This window comes from Stenotrophomonas sp. LMG 10879 (assembly GCF_002750935.1).
GTDB lineage: Bacteria > Pseudomonadota > Gammaproteobacteria > Xanthomonadales > Xanthomonadaceae > Stenotrophomonas > Stenotrophomonas lactitubi_B.
Genome location: NZ_PEJT01000004.1, coordinates 231,763 through 257,752, shown reverse-complemented (window position 1 = coordinate 257,752; position 25,990 = coordinate 231,763). Strand labels below are relative to the sequence as shown.

The window sequence follows — 25,990 nt, the reverse complement described above, 5'->3', positions numbered from 1 at the left end:
ATCTCCAGTTCGGTTCGTGCGGATGCAGCGGGGAAGGAAACGGCGGGGAAGCGGCATGCAGCGATCAGTCGATGCGCGCGTACGCCGGAAGGGTCAGGAAGTCGGTCAGTTCATTGCTGCGGCTCAGCTCGGCCAGCAGGGCGATGGCTTCTTCGATGCGGCCGCCACCGGGCAGCGCCGAGGTATCGCCAAGGCGCGCGGGCAGCTGCGCCAGGGTGGTATCGAGCAGTGCCAGATCAATCGCGGTGCCGTCGTCCAGCTGCTGGCCCGGCGTGTGCAGCCACTGCCACAGCTGGCTGCGGCTGATCTCGGCGGTCGCTGCGTCCTCCATCAGGTGGTGGATCGGCACGCAGCCGTTGCCGTCCAGCCACGCGGCCAGATAGCGCACGCAGACTTCGACATTGCCTTCGAAGCCGGCGCGGGTGATCGTGCCCGGCGGACGCGCGATCAGTTCATCGCGGCCCACGCGCACGTCCTGGCGCAGCACGTGGTGCTGGTTGGGCGTGGGCATGTGTTCGTCGAAGATCGCCATCGCCACCGGAATCAGCGCCGGGTGCGCGACCCACGTGCCATCGTGCCCGGCGCTCACTTCGCGCAGCTTGTCGGCACGCACCCGCGCCATCGCCTGCTCGTTGGCGACCGCATCGTTGTTGATCGGAATCTGCGCGGCCATGCCACCCATCGCATGTGCGCCGCGGCGATGGCAGGTCTGGATCAGCAGTTCCGAATACGCCTTCAGGAACGGCTGGGTCATGGTCACCTGGCCACGCTCGGGCAGCACGCGGTCAGCGTGGCGGCGGAAGGTCTTCAGGTACGAGAAGATGTAATCCCAGCGTCCGCAGTTGAGGCCGACGATGCGATCGCGCAGGGCGTGCAGGATCTCGTCCATCTCGAACACCGCCGGCAGCGTTTCGATCAGCACGGTCACCTTGATCTGCCCGTGCGGCAGGCCGAGCATGCCTTCGATGTGCGACAGCGCGGTCTCCCACAGCGCCGCCTCTTCCATGTTCTGCAGCTTGGGCAGGTAGAAGTACGGGCCACGATCCCTGGACTGCAGCGCGCGCGCATTGTGGAAGGCGAACACCGCCGCATCGAACAGGCCACCGGCGAGGAACTGGCCATCCACGCGCACATGCTTTTCGTCCAGGTGCCAGCCGCGCGGACGCACGATCAGCACCGCCTGCTCATCGTAGGGGCGCAGCGCGTAATGCTTGCCCGCCTTGCCGTTGGATGCCGGTGCGGTGTACTGCAGGTCGCCGCGCACTGCGGCAGCCAGCGACTGCTGGCCGGCCAGCAGGTTGCGCCAGGTCGGCGAGGTCGAATCCTCGAAGTCGGCCATGAACACCTTGGCACCGGAGTTCAGCGCGTTGATGACCATCTTCGGGTCGGTCGGCCCGGTGATCTCGACGCGGCGGTCCTGCAGCGCGGCCGGCAGCGGCGCCACGGTCCAGTCACCGCTGCGGATCGCGATGGTGTCCTGGCGGAAGTCCGGCAGGCCGCCCTGGTCGAAGAACGCCTGGCGCTCGCGGCGGGCCTGCAGCCGCGCCTGCCGGCCGGGTTCCACCGCCCGGTGCAGGGACACCAGCAGGGCCAGCAACGGCGCCGGCAGCACGGTGGCCTGGCCCGCCACCTGGGTCGCCAGGGCGATGCCCGGCGTGGCCTTGGCAGCAGTGGAGGGAACAGCGGAAGCGACGGCGGACATGGGAGGACTCCAGCGTGGGGGAACGACTCCACCGTGCGGCCGCAGCCCCGTATTTGGCAAAACAGTTTTTGCAATGCTTTACATAACTTGTGCTAATACTTATGACGCCATGACCACGCGCACCTCGCCAAGTCCCCGTTTTTCCTACAAATCCGATCGGCTGAAGCCGCTGCGCGCGTTCTGTCAGACCGTGCGTCTGGGCTCGGTCTCACGGGCGGCTGAGGCGCTTTTTGTCAGTCAACCGGCCATCAGCCTGCAGTTGCAGGCGCTGGAGCGTGAGTTGGGGGTGCCGCTGTTCGAGCGTAGCGGCCGGCGCCTGGTGCCCAGCCGCGAGGGCCAGCTGCTGTATGAAATGGCGCAGCCGCTGGTGGAAAGCCTGGACGGCCTGGAAGCGCGCTTCCGCGACAAGGTGCGCGGGCTGGACGCGGGCGAGCTGAACATCGCCGCCAACAGCTCGACCATCCTGTACCTGCTGCCGAAGATCGTCGAGCGCTTCCGCCAGCATTACCCCGATGTGCGCCTGACCCTGCACAACGCCATCAGCGCCGACGGCACCGACCTGCTGCGCGAGGATGCCGCCGATCTGGCGATCGGTTCGATGACCGATGTGCCGGCCGACCTCAGCTACGCCCCGGCCTACCGTTTCGAACAGGTGCTGATTGCCCCGCATGACCATCCACTGGCCAGCGGTGGCGAGCTGGAACTGGCCGACATCGCCCGTTACCCGCTGGTGCTGCCGCCGAAGCGGCAGATCACTTACCGGCTGGTCGACCAGGTGTTCCAGCGCCACCGCATCGCCTACACCGTCGCGCTGGAAGTGGGTGGCTGGGAAGTAATCAAGCAGTACGTGGCGATGGGCATGGGCATTTCCATCGTGCCGGCGCTGTGTCTGAACGATGCCGACCACGAGCGGTTGGCCGCACGCTCGATGAAGCGCTGGTTCCCCGAGCGCAGTTACGGGGTGATCGTGCGCCGCGGCAAGGCGCTGTCGGCGCAGGCGCGGGCGTTTGTCGAGCTGATCCAGCCGGAGTTGTTCAGTCCGCGCGATTACGACCAGAGCGGGCATTCGGAGCGGTGAGGGTTTGCCGGCAGGGCTGCGCCCTGCACCTGCCGAAGCAACGGCAACGGCAACAGCCTGCATTCCGTGGATGGCGGGTCGGTGTGGGTGGGCAGGACACGCCGTAAACCCGTCCATGGGGGCTCGATGGCGCCATCCATGGCGCCAACGGTCCTGCCCACCCACACCGCCCCGCCTCTGACAGATTCCCGCGATCTGTCGGGGGTCGGATCCCGTTGCTGCGCAACGGGCTCTGACCCCTGCCTCGTTCTGTGCTGCTGTTGGTGGGTGTCGACCTTGGTCGACACGGTAGATCCACGCCATGCGTGGATGACGTACGAATGATCTGGGCCCATTTGTGGCTGGCGATGCATAGACTGGGCGCATGTCCATCGAACTCCGCCATCTGCGTTACTTCCTCGCCGTCGCCGATACCCTGCACTTCGGCCAGGCGGCCGAGCGGTTGGGGATGTCGCAGCCGCCGCTCAGCCAGCAGATCCGGCAGCTGGAGGAACTGATCGGTGCGCGGTTGTTCGTGCGCAGCCATCGGCGTGTGCAGCTGACGGCTGCGGGGGAACTGCTGCAGGAACGTGCGCGCGGCATCGTGCAGCAGGTGGAATCGGCGGTGGATGAAGTGCAGCGTGCACAGCGTGGCGAGCAGGGTGAGCTGCGTATCGGCCTGACCCGGGCCACGCCGTTGTCGCCGCAGATTCCGCGTTCGATCCTGCAGTACCGGCAGCAGTACCCGCAGGTGCGGTTGCAGCTGAGCGAGATGAACACCCTGCAGCAGATCGATGCGCTGCTCGATGGCTCACTGGACGTGGGCATCATCCGCAAGCGCACGCTGCCGGCCGAGCTGGTGGCGCACAGCCTGTTCGTCGATCCACTGGCGCTGATCCTGCACGCCGACCACCCTGCCCTGCGTCGCCTGTCGAAAGGCGGCACGCTGGCGTTGCGCGATCTGGCGCAGGAACCGTTCGTGGCGTTCCGCCGCAGCGCCGGGGCGGGCATCCATGACCACATGATCGCGTTGTGCGCGGCGGCGGGCTTCACGCCGCGCATCGTGCAGGAGGCCGGTGAGGCGTCGACGTTGATCAGTCTGGCTGCTGCGGGACTGGGTGCGGCGATCCTGCCTTCGTCGTGCGACCACATCCGGGTGGAAGGTGCACGCTTCGTGGCGCTGGCCGATGCTGGCGCGCATTCGGAAGTGCAGCTGGCGTGGCGCCGCGAGGGTGTGACGCCGTTGATCCGCAATTTCGCCGGGCTGCTGCGTGGGGCGTTCGTCGCGGGATGATGCGCCGCGCTGCGCGCTCGCCGGGCATGGCCCGGCGCTACCGTCTTCCACCCTGATCGGGTAGCGCCGGGCCATGCCCGGCGAACGTCAGGCCGTCACCGGCTGCGGGGCGCGCTGCTGCAGTGCCCACACGATGCCACCGCCGATCACGGTCAGCAGCGCGGCGAACGCGCACACGCCCAGCCAGTCCCACGCGGCATAGGCCAGGCCGCCCACGCCGCCCAGCACGCTCGAGCCCAGGTAATAGGCGAACAGGTACAGCGCCGACGCTTCCGCTCGCATCGAACCGGCACGGCTGCCGACCCAGCTGCTGGCCACCGAATGGCCACCGAAGAAACCGAACGTCACCAGCGCGATGCCCACGGCCATCGCCGACAGCCACGGCATCGCCAGCAGCACGATGCCGGCGGCGATCAGGCCGAAGGAGATCGACAGGATGCGACCGCGCCCGTAGCGCGTTGCCTGCTGGCCCATCCACGCCGAACTGAAGGTGCCGACGAGGTACACGCTGAAGATCAACCCGACCACCGTCTGGCTGAGCTGGTACGGCGGCGCCAGCAGGTGGTAACCGAGGTAGTTGTAGAGAGTGACGAACACGCCCATCAGCACGAACGAGGTGGCGAACAACCACGGCAGGCCAGGGTCGGCGAACAGCGTGCGCCAGCGCGCGGGCAACTGCCGCAGGCCGCTGCGACTGGCCTGGAAGTGGCGCGACGGCGGCAGCTGCAGCCACAGCAGGACGGTGCTGGCCACGGCGATGATCGAGACCACGCCGATGCCCCAGCGCCAGCCCCAGTGGTCGGCGATGATGCCGGCCAGCAGGCGCCCGCTCATGCCACCGATGGCGTTGCCGCCGATGTACAGGCCCATCGCCAGGCCCAGCGCGCGGCTGTCCATTTCCTCGACCAGGTAGGTCATCGCCACCGCCGGTACGCCGCTCAGCGCCAGCCCCAGCAGGGTGCGCAGCACCAGCAGGGTGGACCAGTCATCAACCAGTGCCGTGCACAGCGACAACGTGGCCGAGGCCAGCAGCGCAACGATCATCAGCGGGCGCCGGCCCACCACATCGGACAGCAGGCCGGCCAGCAGCATGGCCACGGCCAGGGTGCCGGTGGTCAGCGACAGCGACATCGCGCTGCCCGCAGCGGACACGCCGAAGTGGCGGCTGAACTCGGGCAGCAGTGGCTGCACCGTATACAGCAGGCCGAAGGTCGAAAAGCCGGCGAGGAACAGCGCCAGCGCGGTGCGGCGGAAGGCCGGCGTCCCCTGCTGGATGCGGGTGTCGGCGGCAGCGTGGTCAATACGGGGACGGTCGGCGAGGGCCGCCGGAGTTTCGCCAGTCATGGGGGCGGTGGGCCGTGGGGGCGGCCGGAATGGAGGGGACGGGCCTCAGACTAGGCCCGTCCATCCAGTCGATCCATAACCTGATAGGTCAGGATTGATACTCCAGGCATATCGATTCAGCTTACAGCCGCTGCCATTCGAAGCCGTCACCACGGCGGTAATAGACCGCCACCGCACGGCCGTAGATCTTGTCCGCATCGACGAAGCCGAAGAAGCGGCCATCGAAGCTGTTGCCGCGATGGTCGCCCAGCACCAGCACCTTGCCGGCGGGCACCTGCAGATCCGCGATGTCCGGGCCACCGCCCCTGTCCAGGTCGAGGCTGGCGCGGCGCTCACCAAAGGCTTCGGTATCGGCCAGGTCAGCGATCTGCAGCGGTTGGCCGTTGATGCTCAGGTGGCCATCGTGCAGTTGCACGTGGTCGCCGGCCACGGCGGCGACGCGCTTGATCAGGCGGGTGCCGTCCGCCGGTGAATCGAACACGGCCACCTCACCACGCTGCGGCGTGCCGGTACCCAGCAGCTCCTTGCTGGTGAACGGCAGGCGCAGGCCATAAGCGCGCATGTCCACCACCACCCGGTCGCCCGGTTGCAGCGTCGGCTGCATCGAGCCGCTGGGCACGACGTAGTGGTTGGCGAGGGTGTCGCGGGCGGCGGCGAGCAGGCCCAGCATCACCAGCAGGGGCAGCGCCTCCTTCTTCAACCAGGCAAGCGTGCGCTGCGAAAACGGGGGGCGGGCAACAGCATCCATGACAGGTTCCGGAAGGGGTGATATCGGCATCAGACCACATCCGGCCCGAAGAGGTTCCCGCGCCCGCATCCTGTAGAGCCGAGCCCGTGCTCGGCTGCCGTTCCGTAGCGTCGAGCAAGCCGAGCATGGGCTCGGCGCTACAGGAGGGGTTACGCAGGTTTTACGCCACTGCCCGTCATCGGGCATCGCACCTTTACGGCCACCACGCGCATCGTGTGCCTACCGCGCCGCAGGGCGCTTTGCGCAAGGTGTTGTATGACCCTCCTGGTGATCCGGCATGCGTCGCCGTCGGTGCCGCGTCCGCTGCTGCCGGCCGAGTTGTCCGGCCATCCGGTGCTGTGCACCGACTGCGCCAGCCTGGCCGATGTGCGCCAGTGCCTGTGCCAGCCGCAGGCGCGCAGCGCGGACTGGGTGCTGCTTGATGTCGGCGTGGCCGACGAGGCGCAATGGTGTGCCGAGGGTGGTGCGCTGCAGGCGGCGCTGGACGGTCTGCCGGCGGAGTACATCGAACTGCAGTCTCCCCATCAGCCCGGTCTGGAAGCGCGCCTGCGGCTGCAGCATGGCCCGGCCGCCGTGGTGGTCGACCAGCGCAGCCAGCAGGCGGGTTATCCGCTGTCGTTGGCCATCGTCAGCCGCCGCCTGGCACGGGAGGGCTGAGCCATGTCGATCTTCATCATCCGTGGCCCGGAAGCGGCTGGCGCGCTGATCCGGACCGCCGCGCCGCTGCCGGCGCCGGTACTGAAATCTCTGGTGCACCGTGCGATCGATGCGGGCACCAGCGTGGCGATCCGCGCCTGCGGTTCGGAACAGGAACTGCTGGACGCGCTGCGCGTGGCCGACCACAGCCGTGGCGAGGTGACGCTGCTCGATCCGGGCGCATGTGCCGACAGCCTGCGCCTGCAGCGGTTGCTGCCGTACCTGCACAACGCGTACGTGGAAGTGCATGACGACGGCGCGGTGGCCGAGCCGTGCCTGCCGGCGGGCGTGGGTCAGCGATTGGGGATCGCGGCCGGGTATGGGGCGCAGAGCTATGTGCTGGCGCTGGATATCGCGCTGGATCATCTGGGGCTGGCCGAGCAGGCGAACCGGGTGCACGTAGGGACCTGATGCGCTTCGGTAACTCGCTTTTCCGCCTGTGTAGAGCCGAGCCCATGCTCGGCTGCCTTTCCAGAAAACATCAGCCGAGCGTGGGCTCGGCTCTACAGAAGAAAGCCGAGCATGGCTCGGCTCCACACAAAGAAAAACGGCGGGGTTTCCCCCGCCGTTTTCTGTTGCTTACTTCAGGCCGCGGAACTTCAGCAGCGGTTCCACCGACGGGTCCTTGCCGCGGAAATCGCGGTACAGGGTCGACAGCTCCACGCTGTTGCCGCGCGAGAGGATCTTGTCGCGGAATTCCTGGCCGTTGGCGGCGGTCAGGCCACCGTGTTCGGTGAACCACTGGTAGGCGTCATGGTCCAGCACTTCCGCCCAGAAGTAGGCGTAGTAGCCGGCCGAGTAACCGCCACCCCAGATGTGGTCGAAGTAGGTGGTGCGGTAACGCGGCGGCACCTGCGGCAGGTCGACCTTGAACTTCTTCAACGCGCTGGCTTCGAAGGCGCCGACATCCTGCAGCGGCGCATCGGCCTTCTGCGTGTGCCAGGCCAGGTCGAGCAGTGCGGCCGACAGGTACTCGGTGGTCGCATAGCCCTGGTTGAAGCTGCGCGCCTTGAGGATCTTGTCGACCAGTTCCTGCGGCATCGCTTCGCCGGTCTTGTAGTGCTTGGCGTAGTTGGCGAACACCTTCGGGTCCAGCGCCCAGTGTTCGTTGAACTGCGACGGGAACTCGACGAAATCGCGCGAGGTGGCGGTGCCAGCGATCGACGGATACTTCACGTTCGAGAACATGCCGTGCAGTGCATGGCCGAACTCATGGAACATCGTGGTGACGTCGTCGAAGCTGATCAGCGCAGGCTGGCCAGCGGCCGGCTTGGTGAAGTTGCAGACGTTGTAGACCACCGGCTTGGCACCGGTCAGGCCGTCCTGTTCGACGAACACGTCCATCCAGGCGCCACCGGACTTGCTGTCACGCTTGAAATAGTCGGTGTAGAACAGGGCCAGCGAGGTGCCGTCCTTGTCGAACACTTCGTACACCTTCATGTCCGGGTTGTAGGTCGGAATGTCGGTGCGCGGCTTGAAGGTGATGCCGTACAGCTGGGTGGCGGCGTAGAAGACGCCGTTCTGCAGCACGTTGTCCAGTTCGAAGTACGGCTTGATCTGCGACTCGTCCAGATCGTACTTGGCCTTGCGCACCTGCTCGGCGTAGAAGTCCCAATCCGAGGCGGCCACCTGGAAGCCACCCTTCTGCGCGTCGATCACCTTCTGGATCTCGCCGGCTTCGGCACGCGCCTTGGCAGTGGCGGCAGGCACGGTGTCGGTCAGCAGCTTCAGCGCGGCCGCCGGGGTCTTGGCCATCTGGTCGCCCAGCTGGTAGTCGGCGAAGGTGTCGAAGCCGAGCAGCTTGGCCTTCTGCGCACGCAGCTGGGCCAGGCGCTGCACGGTCTGCCGGGTGTCGTTGGCATCGCCGCGCTCGGCGCGGGTTTCCGAAGCCTTCAGCACGGCGGCACGCTGGTCGCGGTCGCTCAGCGAGCCAAGCACCGGCTGCTGGGTGGTGTTCTGCAGCGGCAGCAGGAACTTGCCGTCCAGCTTGCGGTCCTTGGCGGCGGCGGCGGCGTTGTTGACCGCGCCCTCGTCCAGGCCGGCCAGCTTGGCCTTGTCGTCCACCACCACCGCGGCAGCGGCGGTTGCCGCCACCAGGCGGGTGTGGAACTGGGTGGAGAGCGTGGTCTCTTCCACGTTGAGCTTGCGCAGCGACGCTTTGTCGGCGTCGGACAGCTGTGCACCGGCGCGCACCAGGCCATCGTAGTAATGCTCGACCAGGCGCTTCTGCACCGGATCCAGGCCCAGCGTCTCGCGCTGGTCGTACAGCGACTTCACGCGCGCGAACAGCTTCGGATCGAGGTTGATCTCATCCTGGTGCGCGGCCAGCTTCGGCGCCACTTCTTCCTGGATCTTCTGGCGGGCATCGTTGGTATCGGCCTGGACCAGGCCGAAGAAGATGCGCGACACGCGGGTCAGGGTCTCGCCGCTGCGCTCCATCGCCACGATGGTGTTGTCGAAGGTGGCCGGCTCGGCGCTGTCGGCGATCTTGCGCACGTCGGCCAGATGCTGGCGCATGCCTTCTTCGAAGGCCGGCAGGTAATCGCTGTCCTTGATCTTGTCGAACGGCGGTGCCTGGAACGGCAGGCTGCTGGCGGTCAGCAGCGGGTTGGTGGAGGCTTCGGCCGGCTGCTGGGCCGGTGCTTTCTGGGCTTCGGACACGGGGGTGGACTCCTTGCCGGAACAGGCCGCCAGCGCCAGGCTGATGGCGGCGGCCAGGACTACGGTACGCGACATGTAAAACGCTCCTTGGGCAGACGGTACGGGATGGCAGCCGTCCACCCTACTCCTGTCACGGGCGCCCGGCATGTGCCGGACGTGGCGTCTGCGCTGCCGGCAGCGGCCGGCTCAGACCGTGCCGCGGGTCTTGCCGATCCACGGCCGGTAGAACTCGCGGATGGCGGCCATGTCGGCGGCGTCATCGCCGGTCGGCGTGAACACCGGACCGATGCCGATGATCTTCTCCGGGTAGTGGAAGTACGCCGCCAGGATCGGCACGTCGGCCATCCGCGCGATCTTCAGGAAACCGGCCTTCCATTCCTTGACGGCCTTGCGGGTCCCTTCCGGGGTGATCGCGAACCACATCTTCTCGTTGTCGCGCAGCAGGTCCACGGCCTGGCCGACGGTGCCCTGCGGCGAGCTGCGGTCCAGCGGGATCACGCCCAGCTTGTGCAGCAGCGGACCCAGCGGCCACCAGAACAGCGAGGCCTTGCCCAGCACCTTCACCTTCATGCCCAGCGCGATCTTCGCCGCCATGCCCCACAGGCCGTCCCAGTTGGACGAATGCGGGGCGATGATGAACACCAGCCTCGGGATGTCCGGCAGGGTGCCGGTCACCTTCCAGCCGCCCATGCGCAGCGTGCAGCGCGCCAGCCAGCGCAGGAAACGGTTGGGTCTGACCTGCGGCATGTTCGGCGGAATGGCCGGCAGCAACGGCGTCGGGTTGTTCAAGCAATCACTCCCAGTCACGTGATGAGCGCCCGCGCTTGATCTGCGCGCGCCCGCGTTTGGCGTCCAGACGACGCAGTTTCGACCCGAAGGTCGGCTTGGTGGCCTTGCGTGGTTTGGGCACGCTCAGCCCGGCCTGGATGAAGGCCGCCAGCCGCTCGCGCGCATCCTCGCGATTGCGATCCTGGGTGCGGAACCGTTGCGCGTCGATGACCAGCACGCCTTCGCCGGTCATGCGCCGGTCGCGCCGCGCCAGCAGGCGCTCGCGCAACGGTTCGGGCAACGAGGGCGAACCGGCCACGTCGAAACGCAGTTCCACCGCGGTGGAGACCTTGTTGACGTTCTGGCCGCCGGCGCCACTGGCACGCACGAAACGCTCGACGATCTCGCCGTCGGGGATTTCAAGCTGCGCGCTGATGGTGACCGGTCCGTTGCCCATCCGCGCATTGTAGCGGCAGCCGCGTTGCCGTGGCTGCCATCGCGCGCCGTATGCCGCCGATCAGGCACCGAACACGCCGCCTTCGCCTTTGCCGGGGGTATGCTTGCGGTCCCGTGTACTGCAGGACGCTCCGCATGATCCGCTTCGTTCCCTCCGTGTTGCGCCGCGCAACCCTGCTGCTGGTGCTGGCCGCAGCAAGCGCGCCGGTGCTGGCCGCAGCGCCCACCGATGGCGACATCAACCGCCTGCTGTCGGCCTCGCGTGCGCAGAGCATGATCGACACCATGCTGCCGCAGATCGAAGCGATGCAACAGCAGCAGTTCCAGCAGGTGGCCGCACAGCGCCAGCTCAACGCCCAGCAGCAGGAACAGCTGCAGCGCATCCAGGCGCGTACCAGCCAGACCCTGCGCCAGGCACTGTCGTGGCAGCAGCTGCGGCCGATGTACGTGGACCTGTACAAGAAGACCTTCAGCAAGGAAGACGTGCTGGCCATGGCCGAGTTCTACGAGAGCCCGGCCGGCCAGAGCCTGCTCGACAAGACCCCGGCGCTGATGCAGAACGTGATGGTGGCGATCCAGACGCGCATGCAGCCGCTGTTCGCCGATCTGCAGAAGGATCTGGAAGCGATCGTCAACGAGCCGGAAAAAAAGTGAGGTAGTGCCGGCCGCTGGCCGGCAACCCGGATTTCCGTAGCGCCCGAGCCCATGCTCGGGCGGCGGCGCGCAGCGCCGGGAAGCGCAGCCGAGCGTGGGCTCGGCTCTACAGGTCCTGGCTCCAGCCGAACAGGTCCAGCGCCTTCTGGAACTCACCGTCGACCGGGGCCCGCACGTCCACCGTGCCGCCATCCGGATGCGGGAAGCGCAGCCGCTCGGCATGCAGCAGCATGCGGTGCACCCCCTGCATGCGGAAGTTGCGGTTGTGCCGGCCATCACCATGGCTGGTATCGCCGATCAGGTGGTGAGACAGGTGTTTCAGATGCCGGCGGATCTGCCGGAAGCGCCCCGTCTGCGGCTGGCAGCGCAGCAGCGCGTAGCGCGAACTGGCGAACTCCCCCACCGGCACCGACAGTTCGCCGGCAGCCAGACGCTGGAAATCGGTCACCGCCGGCTTCTTCACCGGCTTGCCCGGACCGCCGTCCAGATCATGGTCGACCTGCCAGGCCTCCTCGGCCGGCCAGCCGCGGCAGATCGCCAGATAGTCCTTGCTCACCTCGCCGCCCATCAGCGCCTTGCCCAGCATGCTGGCGGCGTCGCGGTCGAACGCCAGCAGCAGGCAGCCACTGGTGGCGCGATCCAGGCGATGGACCAGGAAGATCGGCCGGCCCAGCTGCTCGCGCAGGCGATCAGCGAGGAAATCATCTTCGCCACGGGCCAGCTTGCTGTCGTGGACCATCAGCCCGGCCGGCTTGTTGACCACCGCCAGGCGTTCGTCCAGGTGCAGCAGCTGCAGGGGCGCGGTTTCAATCTCGACCGCGGCGAGGGTGTCAGGTTCGGTACTCACCGCGCGATTATAAAGGCCTGCCCTCTGTAGAGCCGAGCCCACGCTCGACTGCTCCGCGCGCCCGGCAATAGCGTGCCAACCAAGGTTGGCACCTACCTGTAAAGCAGTCAGGCGTTGCGCAGCGCCAGCAGCTCGCCATTGCCCACCGGCACCAGGCTGGTGGTGAACGCCGCATCGGCAGCCAGCAGGGCGCGCAGGGGTTCCATCTGCTCGGCATGCGAGGTGGCGTTGTCGACCACCAGCAGGCCGCCGGGGCGCAGCACCCGGCGCAGCTGCGGCCACCAGCCTGCGTACTGCCCGCGATCCGAATCCAGGAACAGCAGGTCGATGCAGCCCTCCACCGCCTGCGCCAGCCATTGCCCGGCATCAGCGTGGACCAGGTCGATGCGCTCACCCAATCCACTGCGGGCGAAATTCGCGCGGGCCATCGCCACCTTGTCGGCGGCGAACTCCAGCGTGGTCACCCTGCCATCGATGGCAGCGGCAGCCTCGGCCAGCCACAGCGTGGAATACCCATTGGAGGTGCCGATCTCCAGCACGCGGCGGGCATTGCCGAAACGCACCAGCACCGACAGCAGCTCACCGGTATCGGCGGTGATGTTGAGCATGCGCCGGCCGCGTTCGGTTTCGCACGCATCGTTGTGGCTGCCGAAGCGGGCCAGTTCATCCTTCAGTGCAGCCAGATCCATCGGCTCGATCTCCGCGGTACGGGCAAACGCCGGATGGCGATGCGCCAGCAGCATTCTCGCTGCTTCCAAAGCGCCTGTCCGCATCTGTGCATTGACGTCATCGGCCTCCGTGGAGCCGTTCACCCACTGCCGGCGGCCGATGCCTTGTCTCGCCGCGTTGTTGCACGGCAAGGCCTGGGCCGAGCGTCGACGCGTTTTCGTAATGTTCCTAGGCCCTTTTTCACCTGGCCATTGCGATAGTCCGCGCCCGCTGCAGTGCGTTCAACGCGTCTGCCGCATTTCCCCTGGATTCCCGCAAGGACATGGCCATGGCCCACGACATCCTGGCAATCGGCGCCCATCCCGATGACATCGAACTGGGCTGTGGCGGCAGCCTGGCCAAGCTCGCCTTCGCCGGCGCGCGCATCCATGCCCTGGTACTCAGCCGGGGTGGTCGCGGCTGTCACGATGGCGCCGATCGCAGCGACGAATCGCATCGCGCGCTGCGGCAGCTCGGCGTCCGCCAGGTGCTGCAGCATGACTTCCCGGATACCTGTTTCCCGTCCTGCCGCAACGCCATCATCAGCGCGCTGGAGCAGGCCTGCGACGCCATCCGGCCACAGCGCGTCTACACGATGTGCGGCGAAGACCATCACCAGGATCATCGCACCGCCCATGAAGCCTCGATCGTCGCCTGCCGCAGCGTGCCGCAGATCCTGTGCTACGAGAGCCCAAGCACGCTGCCGCAGTTCGTCCCGCAGGTGTTTGAAGACATCAGCGTGCAGCTGGAACTGAAGATCCGCGCACTGCGCGAACACGCCAGCCAGGGTGATCGCCCTTACATGCAGGAAAGCCATCTGCGCTGCCATGCCCAGTTCCGCGGCCAACAGGCGGGTGTCGGCCCCAGCGAAGGCTTCGTGCCGCATCGGCTGGTGCTGTGATGAAAACCCTGCTGTTCGTGGCGATGTGCGTCTTCATCGTCGTGCGCCTGCTGGTCCACGCAACGCGCAGGCCCAGCGGGCAACTGCGCAGCATCGATGCGATCGTGCCGGCCTACAACGAAGCACCGTGCCTGCGACGCTCGCTCACCGATCTGCTGCAGAACCCCTACATCGCGCGGGTGATCTGCGTGAACGACGGCTCCACCGACACCACCGCGCAGGTGCTGGATGCGCTGCAACTGCAGTGGCCTGATCGCCTGCTTGCCGTGCACCAGGCCAATACCGGCAAGGGCGGTGCGCTGATGCACGGGCTGCAGCATGTGACCACCGCCCAGGTATTCCTGACCGATGCTGACACACGCGTCGATCCACGCAGTACCGGCCTGGGCCACCTGCTGGCGGAAATAGAACGTGGCGCCGACGCGGTGGGTGGCGTGCCATCGTCATGCCTGCAGGGCGCCGGCTTTCTTCCGCACGTGCGGGCCAGCCTGAAGCTGCCGATGATCGTCATCAAGCGCAGCTTCCAGCAGTGGCTGGGCGGTGCGCCGTTCATCGTCTCCGGCTCGTGCGGGCTGTTCCGCACCAGCGTGCTGCGCAAGGTCGGTTTTTCCGACCGCACCCGGGTCGAAGACCTGGACATGTCCTGGTCGCTGGTGGCCCAGGGCTATCGGGTACGGCAGAGCATCCGCTGCGTGGTCTACCCGCAGGAATGCAGCACGCTGGTGGAGGAATGGCGCCGCTGGCGGCGCTGGATCGTCGGCTATGCGGTGTGCATGCGCCTGCATCGGCGGTTGCTGCTGACCCGCTTCGGCCTCTTCAGCATCCTGCCGATGATCCTGCTGGCGCTGCTGGGCATCACCGCGGGGCTGCAGGTGGCATTCGGCGCCGCTACGGTGCATGGCCCCGCCGGCCTGGTGGTGGCGGTGGTGCCGCTGGTCTGGATCGGCATCGTGATGGCGCTGGGCCTGGTCAGTGCCGTGCACCACCGGCGCGCCTGGCTGGTACCGGCTGCAGCGTTCTCCGTGCTGTATGTGCTGCTGGCCTATGCGGTCTGGCTGATCCATGGACTGAAGGGGCTGTTCACCGGCCGCGAGCCGGAACGCGACAAGCCGACGAGGTATCCGCATGTGGTGGAATGACCTGGAAGCAATGGCCGGCGAACTGGCATCGCTGCAGCCCTGCCTCGATCCACGCGCGGACATATCGCCACAGGCCACGATACGCGGTGCGGTGCGCATCGGCGTCGGCAGCCGCATCTGCGATGGTGCCCATATCCAGGGGCCGGTGTCGATCGGACGCCACTGCCTGATCGGCAACGATGCGCTGCTGCGTGGTCCGCTGCGCATCGGTGACGGCACCCGCATCGGCTTTGCCAGCGAGCTCAAGAACACCGTGGTCGGCCAGCGGGTCAGCATCGGTCCGCAGTGCTTCATCGGCGACAGCCGCATCGACGACCACGCCTATCTGGGTGCCCTCGTGCGCACCAGCAACCACCGCCTGGACGGCGCGTCGATCGCCGTGCATGTCGATGGCCAGGTCATCGACAGCCAGCGCGACAAGCTCGGCGCGTGGGTCGGCGCAGGTGCGGCGCTGGGCGTCGGCGTGATCATCCTGCCCGGTCGCATCGTCGCACCGGGCAGCCAGTTCGGGCCGCGGATCACCGTGGAACGGAACCTGCCGGCGGGCCGCTATCGCCTGCTGCAACACCTGCATTCCCAACCCCTGGAGTAATCACCATGCGATTCATCAATCGTGGCGTACTGCCGTGCGCCCTGCTGCTGGCCGCCGCCAGCGCCCATGCCGGTGTCGACCGTGTTTCCCTGCAACTGGACCACACCGACTACAACGAAGGCTTCGGCAAGCGCGACGTGCAGACAGTGGATGTGGCAGGTCGCACCGGCGCCAGTCGCTGGCACCTGGGCCTGGCCCACGGCGAGCGCGATTACGGCAGCTCGCGCTACAGCGGAAACCGGGTGCAGGGTTCGTTGCACCACGACTGGTCAGACACCGTCACCACGCGTACATCGGTGATGGCGTCCAACGACGATCCGGTCTTCGTCAACCGCCAGATCAACCAGGACATCCTGTGGAAGGTGGCCAGGAAGACCGTCCTGAGCGTAGGTGGCAAGTACGCCGAGTACCACGGCAGCGGCTACGTCAATGGCTGGTCGATCGGTGCCTCCCACTACTTCCCGCGGGTGACGGCATCGGTCAAGCATGAGCGCCATCGCCAGTCCAACGGGCCCGATGGCCATGGCAGCACCGTGTCACTGCGTCTGAAGGACCGTCAGGGGCATGGCTCGACCCAGCTGTGGCTGGGCAGTGGCACGTCGGGCTATACCGCCGATGCCGACCCGCTGCTGCTGCGCGAACACGAAGCCAAGCGCCTGTTCCTGCGCCGCAGCCAGCCGCTGGTAGAGCACCTGGTACTCGACGTCGGGCTGGGCAAGACCTGGCACAAGACACGCCTGGATCGCTTCCAGAGCGTGCATACGCAGGTGGGCCTGGGCTACCGCTGGTAATCCAGCCGGCGACGACGGTCCGCTGTCGTCGCCGTTTCAGCAGGCTGCGGTCATCGCCACCAGGCACGCGCCAGCGCGAACACGCCAACGGTACCGGACAACCAGCTCCACGCCGGCACGTCACCCCAGTACCAGCCCGGCGGCTGCAGCACGTACATCAATGCGGCAATCGCCAGCAGACCAACGCCGGTGATCGCCCCGACCGCGCGCTTCTGCAGCCGCTGCAGGCTGGCATCGAGTGCGACCAGATCGCGCGAGCGCATCGCCAGTTCATGCCGGCCTTCCACCTGCTGGGTCAGCCAGGCGTGCACCAGGCGCGGCATGTCCGGCGCATGGGTCATGATTTCCGGCAGGCGCTTGCCGATCTCGCGCACGACACGGCGCGGGCTGTAGCGCTCGCGCAGGATCTTCGCCAGCACCGGCTTGGCCACCGCCCAGATGTCGATCTGCGGATCGAGCTGGCGGCCGACGCCTTCGATGTTGAGCAGGGTCTTCTGCAGCAGGATCAACTGCGGCTGCAGGGTCAACTGGTAGCGCTGGGCCACGCGGAACAGCTTCATCAGCACTTCGGCCAGCGAGATCTGCGACAGCGGGCGGGTGAAGTACGGCTCGCACACCGAACGCACCGCCGCTTCCAGATCATCGATGCGCACGTTGTCGGGCATCCAGCGCGCCTGCACGTGCAGTTCGGCGATGCGGCGGTAGTCGCGGTTGAAGATGGCCATGAAATTCTCGGCCAGGTAGTACTGATCTTCCTGCGAGAGCTGGCCCATGATGCCGAAGTCCAGCGCGATGAAGCGCGGGTTGTCGCGGCGCGCCGGATCGATGTCGACCCAGATGTTGCCGGCGTGCGCGTCGGCATGGAAGAAGTTGTCGCGGAACACCTGGGTGTAGAACACCCGCACGCCCTTGGCGGCCAGCGCCTTGCGGTCGATGCCGGCCTTGTCCAGTGCGGCGATGTCATCGGAGGGAATGCCCCATACGCGCTCCAGGGTCAGGGCGCGCTCGGCGGTATGGCTCCAGATCACTTCCGGCACGTACAGGTCGTCGGAGTTCTCCCAGAAGCGGCGCAGCACGCTGGCATTGGCGCCTTCGCGCTGCAGGTCGAGCTCGGCCGCCAGGGTGTTTTCGACTTCGGCCACCACTTCGCGCGGGCGGATCTTGTCGGCACGCGGATGGGTGCGCTCGACCAGCGTTGCCAGCGAGTTGAGCAGGGCGATGTCGGCGTCGATCTGCTTCTCGATGCCCGGGCGCAGCACCTTGACCACCACCTGGCGGCCATCGGCCAGGGTGGCCGCGTGCACCTGCGCGATCGAGGCCGAGGCCAGCGGTTCGGTGTCGAAACTGGCGAAGGCTTCGCTGACCGGCAGGCCCAGCGCTTCCTCGACGATGCGGCGCGCCGCGTCGCCGTCGAAGGGTTTGACCCGGTCCTGCAGCAGGGTCAGCTCATTGGCCACATCCGGCGGCACCAGGTCGCGGCGGGTCGACAGGATCTGCCCGAACTTGACGAAGATCGGCCCCAGATCCTGCAGCGCCAGGCGCAGGCGTGCACCGCGCGACTGTGCGGCGATGTCGGCTGAAGCGCGCGGCACGAACGGCTTGGCCAAGCGCAGCCAGCGCTCGGCCGGCGTGCCCTGCAGCAGGTCGTCGAGGCGGTAACGCAGGATCACCCGGCCGATGCGGCTGGCCCGCAGCAGCGCCTTCATGCGGCCCCCCGCAGGCGCTGCACGCGTGCGCCGAGGCGCTCGACATCATCGCGCAGTACGTCCACGTCGTCGTGGAAAGCATCCAGTTCAGCACGTGGCACCACGTCGCGCGATTCCTCGGTGATGAATTCAGCGGCACTGTGGGCCAGGTCGATCGCGCCCTGGCGGGCGTGCTGCAGGGCACTGCGCAGGGTGTTGGCCACCTGCACGCCGAGCACGTCGCCGAACACGCTGACGAACGGCTGCTGCCAGTCCGGATCGAAGCCCTTGGCCAGCTGCTGCAGGCGGCGCGCCAGCTCGGCGTCGCCGGCCACGCGTACGCGGCCCTTGCCGTTGTCAGCACCCTGGCGCGCACGCGCCAGCAACGGCAGCTGCGCCAGCACACCGGCCAGGCTGCTGCGCACGGCCAGGTCGGCTTCCTGCGCATCCACCGGGCCCACCCGCAGCTGGTTGCCATCAACACTGATGCGCATCGCCAGCGGCGGTGCGTCCAGGGTCAGGTCGATGTGGCGACCGTCGAGGCTGGCCAGTGCATGGCGGGTATCCGGATCCAGCGCCAGCGCGCGGTTCAGGGCGATCTGCAGCGCGCGGCCAGCGACCGGCTTGAGGGACTTGAGCAGGGAAAGAGCCATGTGCGCATTCTACCTGCGTGGGTGGGGGGCTGGGCCGGGCTGCCGCCCGGCACCCGCAGACGCAACGGCCAGGGCAACCGCAAGGTCAAACGCCGGCGTGCAGTGGGGAGGCGGGGTGGGTCCGGTTGCGGGGGACGCTGCAAGTACGTCCCTGTAAGCTCGGTCGCGCCATCCATGGCGCTCACGCCCCCGCAACCGGACCCACCCCGCCTTCGACAGTTTCCCGTGATCTGTCGGAACGGCACGGGGTCCGCTGCTGCTGTTGATGGGTGTCGGCTGCTGCTGTTGGTGGGTGTCGACCTTGGTCGACACGGTAGATCCAGGCCATGCGTGGATGACACGCGCGACTGGATTTCTGGTTCATCTGTGCCTCACGCGGAAGGCCGATGAAGGTTCATGCTATGCAGCCACGCAACGCACAGGACATCGCACTTCCATGGCACGGACCCGGGTCGGCATCATCTTCGGTGGCAGGTCTTCCGAACACGAGGTTTCACTGCAGTCGGCGAAGAACATTCTCGATGCGCTGGATCGGGAGCGCTTCGAGCCGGTGCTGGTCGGCATCGACAAGCAGGGCCAGTGGCACCTGAGCCAGCCGGATACTTTCCTGCTCAATGCGGATGATCCGGCGCGCATCGCCCTGCATGCTTCCGGTACCGCGCTGGCGGTGCTGCCCGGTACCGAGCAGGCGCAGCTGCAGCCGACCGATGCGGGCAGCGCGCTGGGGCAGATCGATGTGGTGTTGCCGATCGTGCACGGACCACTGGGCGAGGACGGTGCGCTGCAGGGGCTGCTGCGCATGGCCAACCTGCCCTTCGTCGGCTCGCCGGTGCTGGGTTCGGCGGTGGCCATGGACAAGGACGTGACCAAGCGCCTGCTGCGTGATGCGGGCCTGCAGGTGGCGCCCTGGGTGTGCATCCGTCGCCATGAAGCCGATGCGGTCGATGTCGCGGCGCTGATCGAAGTGCTTGGCCTGCCGCTGTTCGTGAAGCCGGCCAACCAGGGCTCATCGGTGGGCGTGAGCAAGGTCAAGGATGCAGCGGGTTTCGCCGCGGCATTGCAGACCGCACTGCGCTACGACCACAAGGTCCTGGCGGAATCGGCCGTGGCCGGCCGCGAGATCGAATGCGCCGTGCTCGGCAACGAGCGGCCGCAGGCCAGCGTCTGTGGCGAGGTGGTACTGCACGACGAGTTCTATGCCTACGACACCAAGTACATCAACGAAGACGGTGCTGAGGTGGTGGTACCGGCCGCAATCGATGCGGCAACGCAGGCGCGTATCCAGCAGATCGCGTTGCAGGCCTACCAGGCGCTGGAGTGCGCCGGCATGGCGCGCGTGGATGTGTTCCTGACCGCCGATGGCCAGATCGTCATCAATGAAGTCAACACGCTGCCGGGCTTCACCCGCATCAGCATGTATCCGAAGCTGTGGGGCGCCAGTGGCGTGGACTACACCACGCTGATCACGCGCCTGATCGAACTGGCGCTGGAACGGCACGAAGCCGATCGCGGATTGCATAGCGCAGTTCGTTGACCGCGCTTCGGTACCGCGCTTCGGTAGTGCCGGCCGCTGGCCGGCAACCCCGCAACTGTCGAGGTTGCCGGCCAACGGCCGGCACTACGGCTCAAGCGGTCATGTGCGCTTGCGGAACATCGAGATCACGGCCAGCACCAGGAACACCACGAACAGGATCCAGGCAATGTTGCTGGCGGCACCGGCAATGCCGGAGAAACCGAGCACGGCGGCGATGATGGCGATGACAAAGAAGATGACGGCGTAATGCAGCATGGTGCTCCTCGCAGGTGGTCGGCCGTGGGTGGCGTTGTGTCCATCCTGCGCATCTGCCGGTGTGCAACCGGTGATGGCGATCTCTGCGCGTAATGAAGGCTTCAGCGCGGTGATGCCGCCGTCATGATGCGGCCTTCAGCCGTCGCAGTCCTTCTTCGATGCTGACCTGCGGCACGTAGCCGAAATCACGGCGTGCCGGCTCCATGCTGTACCAGTGCGGCGTACACAGCTGCTCGGCCAGGAAGCGCGTCAGCGGCGGCTCGCCACGCAGGCGCAGCAGCGGCCACAGCCGCTCGCAGATCGCGCCGATGCGATACGCCGTCTTGAAGCTGATCGCCTTGTCCACGGTCGGTGCCCCCACCGCCTGCAACAGCTTGTTGACCAGCTCGCGCATCGGCAGCGGCTCGCCATTGGAAATGAAGTACGCCTTGCCGGCGCAGGCAGCACCCGGAGCCAGCGCCTCGAAGGCGAGGAAATGCGCCAGCGCGGCGTTGTCGATGTAGGTGGTATCGACCTTGTTGTTGCCATCGCCCACCAGGCGCAGGCGGCCAGCGCGTGCACGATCGGCCAGGCGCGGCACCAGCTGCTGGTCGCCCGGGCCCCAGATCAGGCGCGGGCGCAGCGCCACGGTCGCCAGCGTGGCGTCGTTGGCCGCCAGCACCCGCTGTTCGGCAATGGCCTTGGTTGCTGCATACGGCGCCTGGAAGTCCTCGCCATAGGGCACGTCGTCCGCACCCAGTCCTTCCACCGGGTGCGTGGCGCGATGGGTCACGCTGGGCGTGGAGGTATAGACCAGCTTGCCGATGCCATGCGCGCGGCAGGCGGCGATGACGTTGTCGGTGCCGACCACGTTGGCCTGGTGATAGCTGTCATAGCTGCCCCACGCACCGGCCTTGGCGCCGTTGTGGAACACCGCATCGACACCGGCCACTGCATGCAGCACCGCCTGCGGGTCGGCCAGGTCGCCGCGGATCTGGCCCACGCCCAGCGCCTGCAGTTCCGGGTAATGGCTGCGGTTGAACGCCAGCACCTGGTGGCCACGTTCGAGCAGGCCACGGCACAGCGCCTGGCCAAGGAAACCACCACCACCGGTGACCAGGATCTTCATGCGCGCTTCTCCAGTTCGGCGCGGGCCCAGACGGCGAGCTTCTCGCGGCCGATCTTGGCGTTGTGACGGATATCGACGGGGAACGCCGGGTGCATCAGCACGTGTTCCAGCGTCAGCTCGGGCAGACGCGCAGCGGCCGTGGCATGCAGCGCCTCACGCAAGGCAGGGCTGTCGGACTGGCCGCGCTGCAGCTCCACGCACAGCACCGGCACCTGCGCACCGGCTGCGCCGACGCCGACCAGCGCCGTGCGTGCCACCCCGGGCACGGTGTTGAACACCGGCTCGACCTGTTCGGTGTACAGCGGCCCGTGCGCGGTTTGCACGCGATGGGTCTTGCGGCCACAGAACCACAGCCGCCCCTGCGCATCGAAGTAGCCGACATCGCCCATGCGATGCACGATGCGGACGCTGCCATCGGCCAGGGTTTCGCTGATCTTCGCCGCCGCCGTCGCCTGCGGGCGGTTGAAATAGCTGTCAGTGGCGGTCGGCCCGGCCACGGTGATCTCGCCGATCTCGCCCACGGCCAGCACGCGCGCCTGCGACCAGTCCGGCAGCGGCGCGTCGTCGATGGCGATGATGCGCACCTCGTTGGGTGCGACCACGCTGCCGACGCAGGTGCCGGCACCGCCCTCGGTGGCCGCGCGCGTACGCTCCAGCTCGCGCCCCTCGACCACTGCCACCGGCAGGCACTCGGTGGCGCCATACGGTGTCCAGAACTGGGCATCGGCCGGCAGCAGGCTGCGGATGGTGGCGACCACGTCCGGCGGCACCGGTGCACCGGCGGAGGTCACCCGGGTCACCGACGGCAGCGGCCGCCCATGCCGTGCCAGCACCCGCATCAACGCAGGCGAGCCGAACAGCTGGGTCACGCCGAAACGCTGGATGGCGTCATGCAGGCGCGCCGGATCGGCCTGGGCCGGCCGGGTCGGGTCCATGTCCGGAATGACCGAGGTCAGGCCCAGCGCCGGATCGAACAGGGCAAACGGCGGGAAGGTCGGCAGGTCCACCCCACCCGCCTCCATGCCGAAGGCGCTGCCCAGCAGCTCGATCTGGCCGACGAAGTGGCGGTGGCGGTAAACCACGCCCTTGGGCACGCCGGTGGAGCCACTGGTGAACAGGATCGCCGCGGTGTCCTCGCCATCGGTGTCGGCCAGCATCGCACCACGGTTGGCGCCAGCACGCTCCAGCGCGGCCAGGGTGGTACCGCCCCAGCCCAGGCGACGGCCGACGGTGACCAGACGGGTCGCCGAAGGCGCCCAGCGCAGCGCGAGCCGCGCCACGTGGGCCAACGGGATGCCGATGAAGGCCTGCGGCTGCGCCTCGTCCAGGCACTGCTTCAGCGCGCGCTTGTCGATGCCCGGATCGACCAGCACCGGCACCGCGCCCAGCTTGAACAGGGCGAACATCAACAGGAAGAACTCCGGCGACGGCCGCACCATCACCACCGTACGCACCCCGCGGCCGATCCCGTAGCCGGCCAGGCCGGCCGCCATCGCATCGCTGCGGGCGTCCAGCTGGCGGTAATCGAGGGTCACGTCGTAGGCCGCCATGCCGTTGCCGGCGCCGCGTCGGCCGGGGCAGCGGATGGCGATCTGGTCGGGGCGTTCACGCGCCAGCTCGGGCAGCCGCGCGGCGATGTTGCAGGATCGGTTCATCCGTTCATTGTCGCCGCTTACGGAATTTCTTGCGCGACGGCCGCCAGCGTGGAAAATCCGCATCCTCGTCCCTTTCCCGATGCCGCCCGAGGCGGCTTGCCCATGCAACATCCCTGCATGACCTGCGGCGCCTGCTGCACCCAGTACCGCGTGGCCTTCCACTGGATGGAATCGGACGAGGTCACCCCCGGCGGCGTGCCGCACCAGCTCACCGAGGTGCTCGACCCGCATCGCCTGTGCATGCGCGGCACCCATTCCAAGCCGGTGCGCTGCGTAGCGCTGGATGCGCAGATCGGCGTCTATTCGCGCTGCACGATCCATCCCAACCGGCCCAGCGTGTGCCGCGAAGTGGATGCGTCATGGGAATACGGCAAGGCCAGCCCGCAGTGCGACAAGGCGCGCATCGCCTATGGCCTGGATCCGCTGACCCTGGCCGATTGGCGCTGGCGCGACGAAGCAGGCAACGACGACGACCACCCGGACGACAACGGCAACAGCCCCTCGCCGCAGGCCCCGATCGCGGCGTAGTCCGGCGTGCCGACCAACGGTCGGCACCTACCCTCTCCTTCTCCCGGTGGGTGCCGACCGTTGGTCGGCACACCTCTTAGATCGGATTCGCGTCCAGGAACGCGCGGATTTCCGGCACCAGCACTTCATGCTTGTCTTCCAGCACGTAGTGACCGGCATCTTCGAACGCGTGTACCTGCGCCTGCGGCAGTGCGGCCTGGAAGCCCTTCAGGAAGTGGTGGTCGAACACGAAGTCGCACAGGCCCCAGCCGAGGAAGGCCGGGCGATCGGCGAAGGACGGCAGCGCCTTGCCGGCGCGCTCCAGCAGCGACCACGCCTTGTCGGCCGGCGACAGCGGGATGTCCTGCATGAAGCGGATGGTGCTGATGCGGTTGGCGTAGCTGTTGTACGGCGACACATAGGCGCGGCGCACGTCGGCCGGCATCTTCCGCTCCACGCCCAGCCACGACGCGCCGGAGGAGAACGCATTGAAGGTGCGGATGATCCACTCGCCGATCTTCCAGTGCCGCCCCAGCGCGATCTGCCACGGCATCTTCTTCGCCGCCGGCATCGGGAACGCGGCAGTGTTGAGCACCACCAGGCGCTTGACCTGATCGTGGTGCGACAGCGCCCAGCCGAAGCCGATCATGCCACCCCAGTCGTGCACGGCCAGGGTCACCGGGCCGGTGATGCCCAGATGCTTCAGCAGCGCATCCAGATCATCCACGCGCGACTGCAGCGTGTACTCGTAGCGGCTGTCGTCGGGCTTGTCCGACAGGCCCATGCCGATATGGTCCGGCACGATGCAGCGGTACCGGTCCGACAGGCCGGCCACCAGCGTGCGCCAGTAATAGCTCCACGACGGGTTGCCGTGCACCATCACCACCACCTCGCCGTCGCACGGGCCTTCGTCGAGATAGTTCATCGACAGGCCGGGGCGGACCTCGAAGCGCTGCGGGTGGGCGGGGTAACCGGGAAGATCGCGCATGCGGAGCACCTTGGAAGAATCGCGGCGCAGTGTAGAGCCGAGCCGATGCTCGGCTGCTCTCCGGTCAGGCCGCGGAAGAACCGCGCTGCGCGCGTGAGCCGAGCGTGGGCTCGGCTCTACAGGGAGTCTGGCAGAAGGGTCTTACCAGACCACTTCGGCCATCGAGCAGTTCAGGCCCGAGCCGATGCCCAGAAGCGCGATGCGGTCGCCCTTCTTCAGCTTGCCCAGCTGCTTGAGCTTGCTCAGCACGATCGGCACCGAGGCCGGACCGATGTTGCCGTGCTCGCCGAAGATGGTCATGACCTTCTTCGGGTCGATGCCGAAATTCTTGATGAACGCAGCGGTGTGCGGCTGGCTGACCTGGTGGATGACGAACTGGTCCAGCTCTTCCACGGCCCAGCCCAAGGCGATCTTGGCGGCGGTGAAGGTCTTCTGGGCCAGCTTGATGCCCTCGATCAGCAGCATGCGGGTGTCGGTGACCATGCGGTCCAGGTTGCCCAGGCACAGCTGGTTCCACTCGGTGGCCGAGCGGGTCACGCCCCCCTTGTAGCGCGGCGCGTCGGGGACCAGCTCCGAACGGGCCATCACCATCGCGGCCGCACCGGAACCGGTGGTCAGCGCCGCCAGCTCATTGCGGAAGTCATCGGCGGTGACGTCCGGCGCGGTCATCCGCTCCAGGGTCTTTTCGTACACCAGGTTGGCGGTTTCGCCATCCACCACCAGCGCGTAGTCGATCTCGCCGCGCTCGAGCATGCGCGCCGCGATGTCCATGCCGTTGATGAAGGCCAGGCAGGCATTGGCGACGTCGAAGGTCATGCACTCGTCGCTGACACCGAGGTTGCCGGACACGATGGAGGCGGTCGACGGCTCCAGGTAGTCACGGCTGACCGAGGTGTTGATCAACAGGCCCACCTGCGTCGCATCGATGCCTGCGTCTTCCAGTGCCTTGCGGCCGGCCATGGTGGCCGCGTCGGACGCCAGCACGCCGTTGTCCCACAGGCGGCGCGCGTGGATGCCGGCGATGTCGCCGAGGACATCGGTACGGATACCAAGGCGATCCAGCGTCGGCTGCAGCCGTTCGTTGATTTCCTTGGTCGTCAGCGTGTGCGGCGCATCAACGTGAGCCAGGCCGGCAATCGAGACATTCTTGAAGAGCATCGAGGTTAGCGCCAAGGCTCAGGCAAAGGGGGCGCTATTCTATAACCCCCCGGGCCTTCACCGCATCTTTACGAATTCAGCCTTGGCCG

The 25,990-nt window shown here is 67.4% G+C and carries 26 protein-coding genes; 11 read left to right on the top strand and 15 right to left on the bottom strand.

Annotated features, from left to right (window positions below):
- Window positions 1-64 precede the first annotated feature (64 nt).
- Window positions 65-1,702: a malate synthase A gene (gene aceB, locus CR919_RS08120; protein WP_099819577.1), complete on the bottom strand. Its 1,638-nt coding sequence runs from the start codon at window positions 1,700-1,702 to the stop codon at window positions 65-67.
- A gap of 109 nt (window positions 1,703-1,811) precedes the next feature.
- Here aceB and CR919_RS08115 point away from each other — a divergent pair, with 109 nt between their 5' ends.
- Both CR919_RS08115 and CR919_RS08105 read left to right on the top strand, forming a co-directional pair.
- Window positions 1,812-2,780 carry a LysR family transcriptional regulator gene (locus tag CR919_RS08115; protein WP_099819576.1) on the top strand — a complete coding sequence of 323 codons (969 nt, stop codon included), beginning with the start codon at window positions 1,812-1,814 and terminating at the stop codon, window positions 2,778-2,780.
- A 364-nt stretch (window positions 2,781-3,144) separates the two neighbouring features.
- Window positions 3,145-4,053 carry a LysR family transcriptional regulator gene (locus CR919_RS08105; RefSeq protein WP_099819574.1) on the top strand — a complete coding sequence of 303 codons (909 nt, stop codon included), beginning with the start codon at window positions 3,145-3,147 and terminating at the stop codon, window positions 4,051-4,053.
- An 87-nt stretch (window positions 4,054-4,140) separates the two neighbouring features.
- Here CR919_RS08105 and CR919_RS08100 read toward each other — a convergent pair whose 3' ends face one another.
- Complete coding sequence (locus CR919_RS08100; protein WP_099819573.1) at window positions 4,141-5,397, bottom strand: MFS transporter; 1,257 nt, start codon at window positions 5,395-5,397, stop codon at window positions 4,141-4,143.
- 121 nt (window positions 5,398-5,518) lie between these two features.
- Complete coding sequence (gene lepB / locus CR919_RS08095) at window positions 5,519-6,145, bottom strand: signal peptidase I (protein WP_099819572.1); 627 nt, start codon at window positions 6,143-6,145, stop codon at window positions 5,519-5,521.
- Window positions 6,146-6,400: 255 nt separating this feature from the next.
- Between lepB and CR919_RS08090 the strand changes: the two genes are divergently transcribed.
- Window positions 6,401-6,802 (top strand): hypothetical protein, encoded by a 402-nt coding sequence (locus CR919_RS08090; protein ID WP_099819571.1) that lies wholly within the window; start codon window positions 6,401-6,403, stop codon window positions 6,800-6,802.
- Window positions 6,803-6,805: 3 nt separating this feature from the next.
- Entirely contained in the window at window positions 6,806-7,252 is a 447-nt protein-coding gene (locus CR919_RS08085; protein WP_025875822.1) for a hypothetical protein, read from the top strand.
- 168 nt (window positions 7,253-7,420) lie between these two features.
- Here CR919_RS08085 and dcp read toward each other — a convergent pair whose 3' ends face one another.
- The 3 genes from dcp to arfB form a co-directional block, all read right to left on the bottom strand.
- Complete coding sequence (dcp, locus tag CR919_RS08080; protein WP_099819570.1) at window positions 7,421-9,577, bottom strand: peptidyl-dipeptidase Dcp; 2,157 nt, start codon at window positions 9,575-9,577, stop codon at window positions 7,421-7,423.
- Window positions 9,578-9,688: 111 nt separating this feature from the next.
- A complete protein-coding gene (locus tag CR919_RS08075; protein WP_099819569.1) occupies window positions 9,689-10,291 on the bottom strand; it encodes a lysophospholipid acyltransferase family protein in 603 nt (200 codons plus the stop codon).
- A 4-nt stretch (window positions 10,292-10,295) separates the two neighbouring features.
- Window positions 10,296-10,727 carry an alternative ribosome rescue aminoacyl-tRNA hydrolase ArfB gene (arfB, locus tag CR919_RS08070; protein WP_089241560.1) on the bottom strand — a complete coding sequence of 144 codons (432 nt, stop codon included), beginning with the start codon at window positions 10,725-10,727 and terminating at the stop codon, window positions 10,296-10,298.
- A 134-nt stretch (window positions 10,728-10,861) separates the two neighbouring features.
- On the opposite strand from arfB, the gene CR919_RS08065 reads away from it, so the two are divergent.
- The gene (locus CR919_RS08065; RefSeq protein ID WP_099819568.1) at window positions 10,862-11,380 is read left to right on the top strand and encodes a DUF2059 domain-containing protein; all 519 of its coding nucleotides are present in this window, start codon (window positions 10,862-10,864) and stop codon (window positions 11,378-11,380) included.
- 106 nt (window positions 11,381-11,486) lie between these two features.
- Here the strand turns inward: CR919_RS08065 and CR919_RS08060 are convergent, their stop codons facing one another.
- Window positions 11,487-12,227, bottom strand: a complete 741-nt coding sequence (locus CR919_RS08060; RefSeq protein ID WP_099819567.1) for a pseudouridine synthase — start codon at window positions 12,225-12,227, stop codon at window positions 11,487-11,489.
- Window positions 12,228-12,334: 107 nt separating this feature from the next.
- On the bottom strand, window positions 12,335-12,916 hold the full coding sequence (locus CR919_RS08055) for an O-methyltransferase (RefSeq protein ID WP_099819685.1): 582 nt from the start codon (window positions 12,914-12,916) through the stop codon (window positions 12,335-12,337).
- A gap of 308 nt (window positions 12,917-13,224) precedes the next feature.
- Between CR919_RS08055 and CR919_RS08050 the strand changes: the two genes are divergently transcribed.
- From CR919_RS08050 to CR919_RS08035, 4 genes are read left to right on the top strand one after another with little or no spacing between them, the layout of a single operon-like run.
- Window positions 13,225-13,836, top strand: a complete 612-nt coding sequence (locus tag CR919_RS08050) for a PIG-L deacetylase family protein (protein ID WP_099819684.1) — start codon at window positions 13,225-13,227, stop codon at window positions 13,834-13,836.
- Window positions 13,836-14,975 carry a glycosyltransferase family 2 protein gene (locus CR919_RS08045; protein ID WP_099819566.1) on the top strand — a complete coding sequence of 380 codons (1,140 nt, stop codon included), beginning with the start codon at window positions 13,836-13,838 and terminating at the stop codon, window positions 14,973-14,975. The genes CR919_RS08050 and CR919_RS08045 overlap by 1 nt, the downstream gene beginning before the upstream one ends.
- Window positions 14,962-15,567 carry an acetyltransferase gene (locus tag CR919_RS08040; RefSeq protein ID WP_099819565.1) on the top strand — a complete coding sequence of 202 codons (606 nt, stop codon included), beginning with the start codon at window positions 14,962-14,964 and terminating at the stop codon, window positions 15,565-15,567. The genes CR919_RS08045 and CR919_RS08040 overlap by 14 nt, the downstream gene beginning before the upstream one ends.
- A 5-nt stretch (window positions 15,568-15,572) precedes the next feature.
- Window positions 15,573-16,358: a YaiO family outer membrane beta-barrel protein gene (locus CR919_RS08035; RefSeq protein WP_099819564.1), complete on the top strand. Its 786-nt coding sequence runs from the start codon at window positions 15,573-15,575 to the stop codon at window positions 16,356-16,358.
- A gap of 50 nt (window positions 16,359-16,408) precedes the next feature.
- Here the strand turns inward: CR919_RS08035 and ubiB are convergent, their stop codons facing one another.
- Together ubiB and CR919_RS08025 are read right to left on the bottom strand one after the other, a co-directional pair.
- Window positions 16,409-18,064 (bottom strand): ubiquinone biosynthesis regulatory protein kinase UbiB, encoded by a 1,656-nt coding sequence (gene ubiB / locus CR919_RS08030; RefSeq protein WP_099819563.1) that lies wholly within the window; start codon window positions 18,062-18,064, stop codon window positions 16,409-16,411.
- The gene (locus tag CR919_RS08025) at window positions 18,061-18,696 is read right to left on the bottom strand and encodes an SCP2 sterol-binding domain-containing protein (protein WP_099819562.1); all 636 of its coding nucleotides are present in this window, start codon (window positions 18,694-18,696) and stop codon (window positions 18,061-18,063) included. The genes ubiB and CR919_RS08025 overlap by 4 nt, the downstream gene beginning before the upstream one ends.
- A 436-nt stretch (window positions 18,697-19,132) precedes the next feature.
- Between CR919_RS08025 and ddlA the strand changes: the two genes are divergently transcribed.
- A complete protein-coding gene (gene ddlA, locus CR919_RS08020) occupies window positions 19,133-20,230 on the top strand; it encodes a D-alanine--D-alanine ligase (protein ID WP_099819561.1) in 1,098 nt (365 codons plus the stop codon).
- Between the two features lie 99 nt (window positions 20,231-20,329).
- On the opposite strand, the gene CR919_RS08015 is transcribed toward ddlA, so the two are convergent.
- The 3 genes from CR919_RS08015 to oleC form a co-directional block, all read right to left on the bottom strand.
- The gene (locus CR919_RS08015) at window positions 20,330-20,485 is read right to left on the bottom strand and encodes a DUF1328 domain-containing protein (protein WP_025875842.1); all 156 of its coding nucleotides are present in this window, start codon (window positions 20,483-20,485) and stop codon (window positions 20,330-20,332) included.
- A gap of 121 nt (window positions 20,486-20,606) precedes the next feature.
- Window positions 20,607-21,593 (bottom strand): 2-alkyl-3-oxoalkanoate reductase, encoded by a 987-nt coding sequence (oleD, locus tag CR919_RS08010; RefSeq protein WP_099819560.1) that lies wholly within the window; start codon window positions 21,591-21,593, stop codon window positions 20,607-20,609.
- On the bottom strand, window positions 21,590-23,248 hold the full coding sequence (gene oleC / locus CR919_RS08005) for an olefin beta-lactone synthetase (RefSeq protein WP_099819559.1): 1,659 nt from the start codon (window positions 23,246-23,248) through the stop codon (window positions 21,590-21,592). The genes oleD and oleC overlap by 4 nt, the downstream gene beginning before the upstream one ends.
- Window positions 23,249-23,350: 102 nt before the next feature.
- Here oleC and CR919_RS08000 point away from each other — a divergent pair, with 102 nt between their 5' ends.
- Complete coding sequence (locus CR919_RS08000) at window positions 23,351-23,776, top strand: YkgJ family cysteine cluster protein (RefSeq protein ID WP_004135417.1); 426 nt, start codon at window positions 23,351-23,353, stop codon at window positions 23,774-23,776.
- 76 nt (window positions 23,777-23,852) lie between these two features.
- Here the strand turns inward: CR919_RS08000 and CR919_RS07995 are convergent, their stop codons facing one another.
- Window positions 23,853-24,743 carry an alpha/beta fold hydrolase gene (locus CR919_RS07995; protein ID WP_099819558.1) on the bottom strand — a complete coding sequence of 297 codons (891 nt, stop codon included), beginning with the start codon at window positions 24,741-24,743 and terminating at the stop codon, window positions 23,853-23,855.
- Window positions 24,744-24,884: 141 nt separating this feature from the next.
- The gene (locus CR919_RS07990; protein ID WP_025875853.1) at window positions 24,885-25,901 is read right to left on the bottom strand and encodes a 3-oxoacyl-ACP synthase III; all 1,017 of its coding nucleotides are present in this window, start codon (window positions 25,899-25,901) and stop codon (window positions 24,885-24,887) included.
- Between the last annotated feature and the right edge of the window lie 89 nt (window positions 25,902-25,990).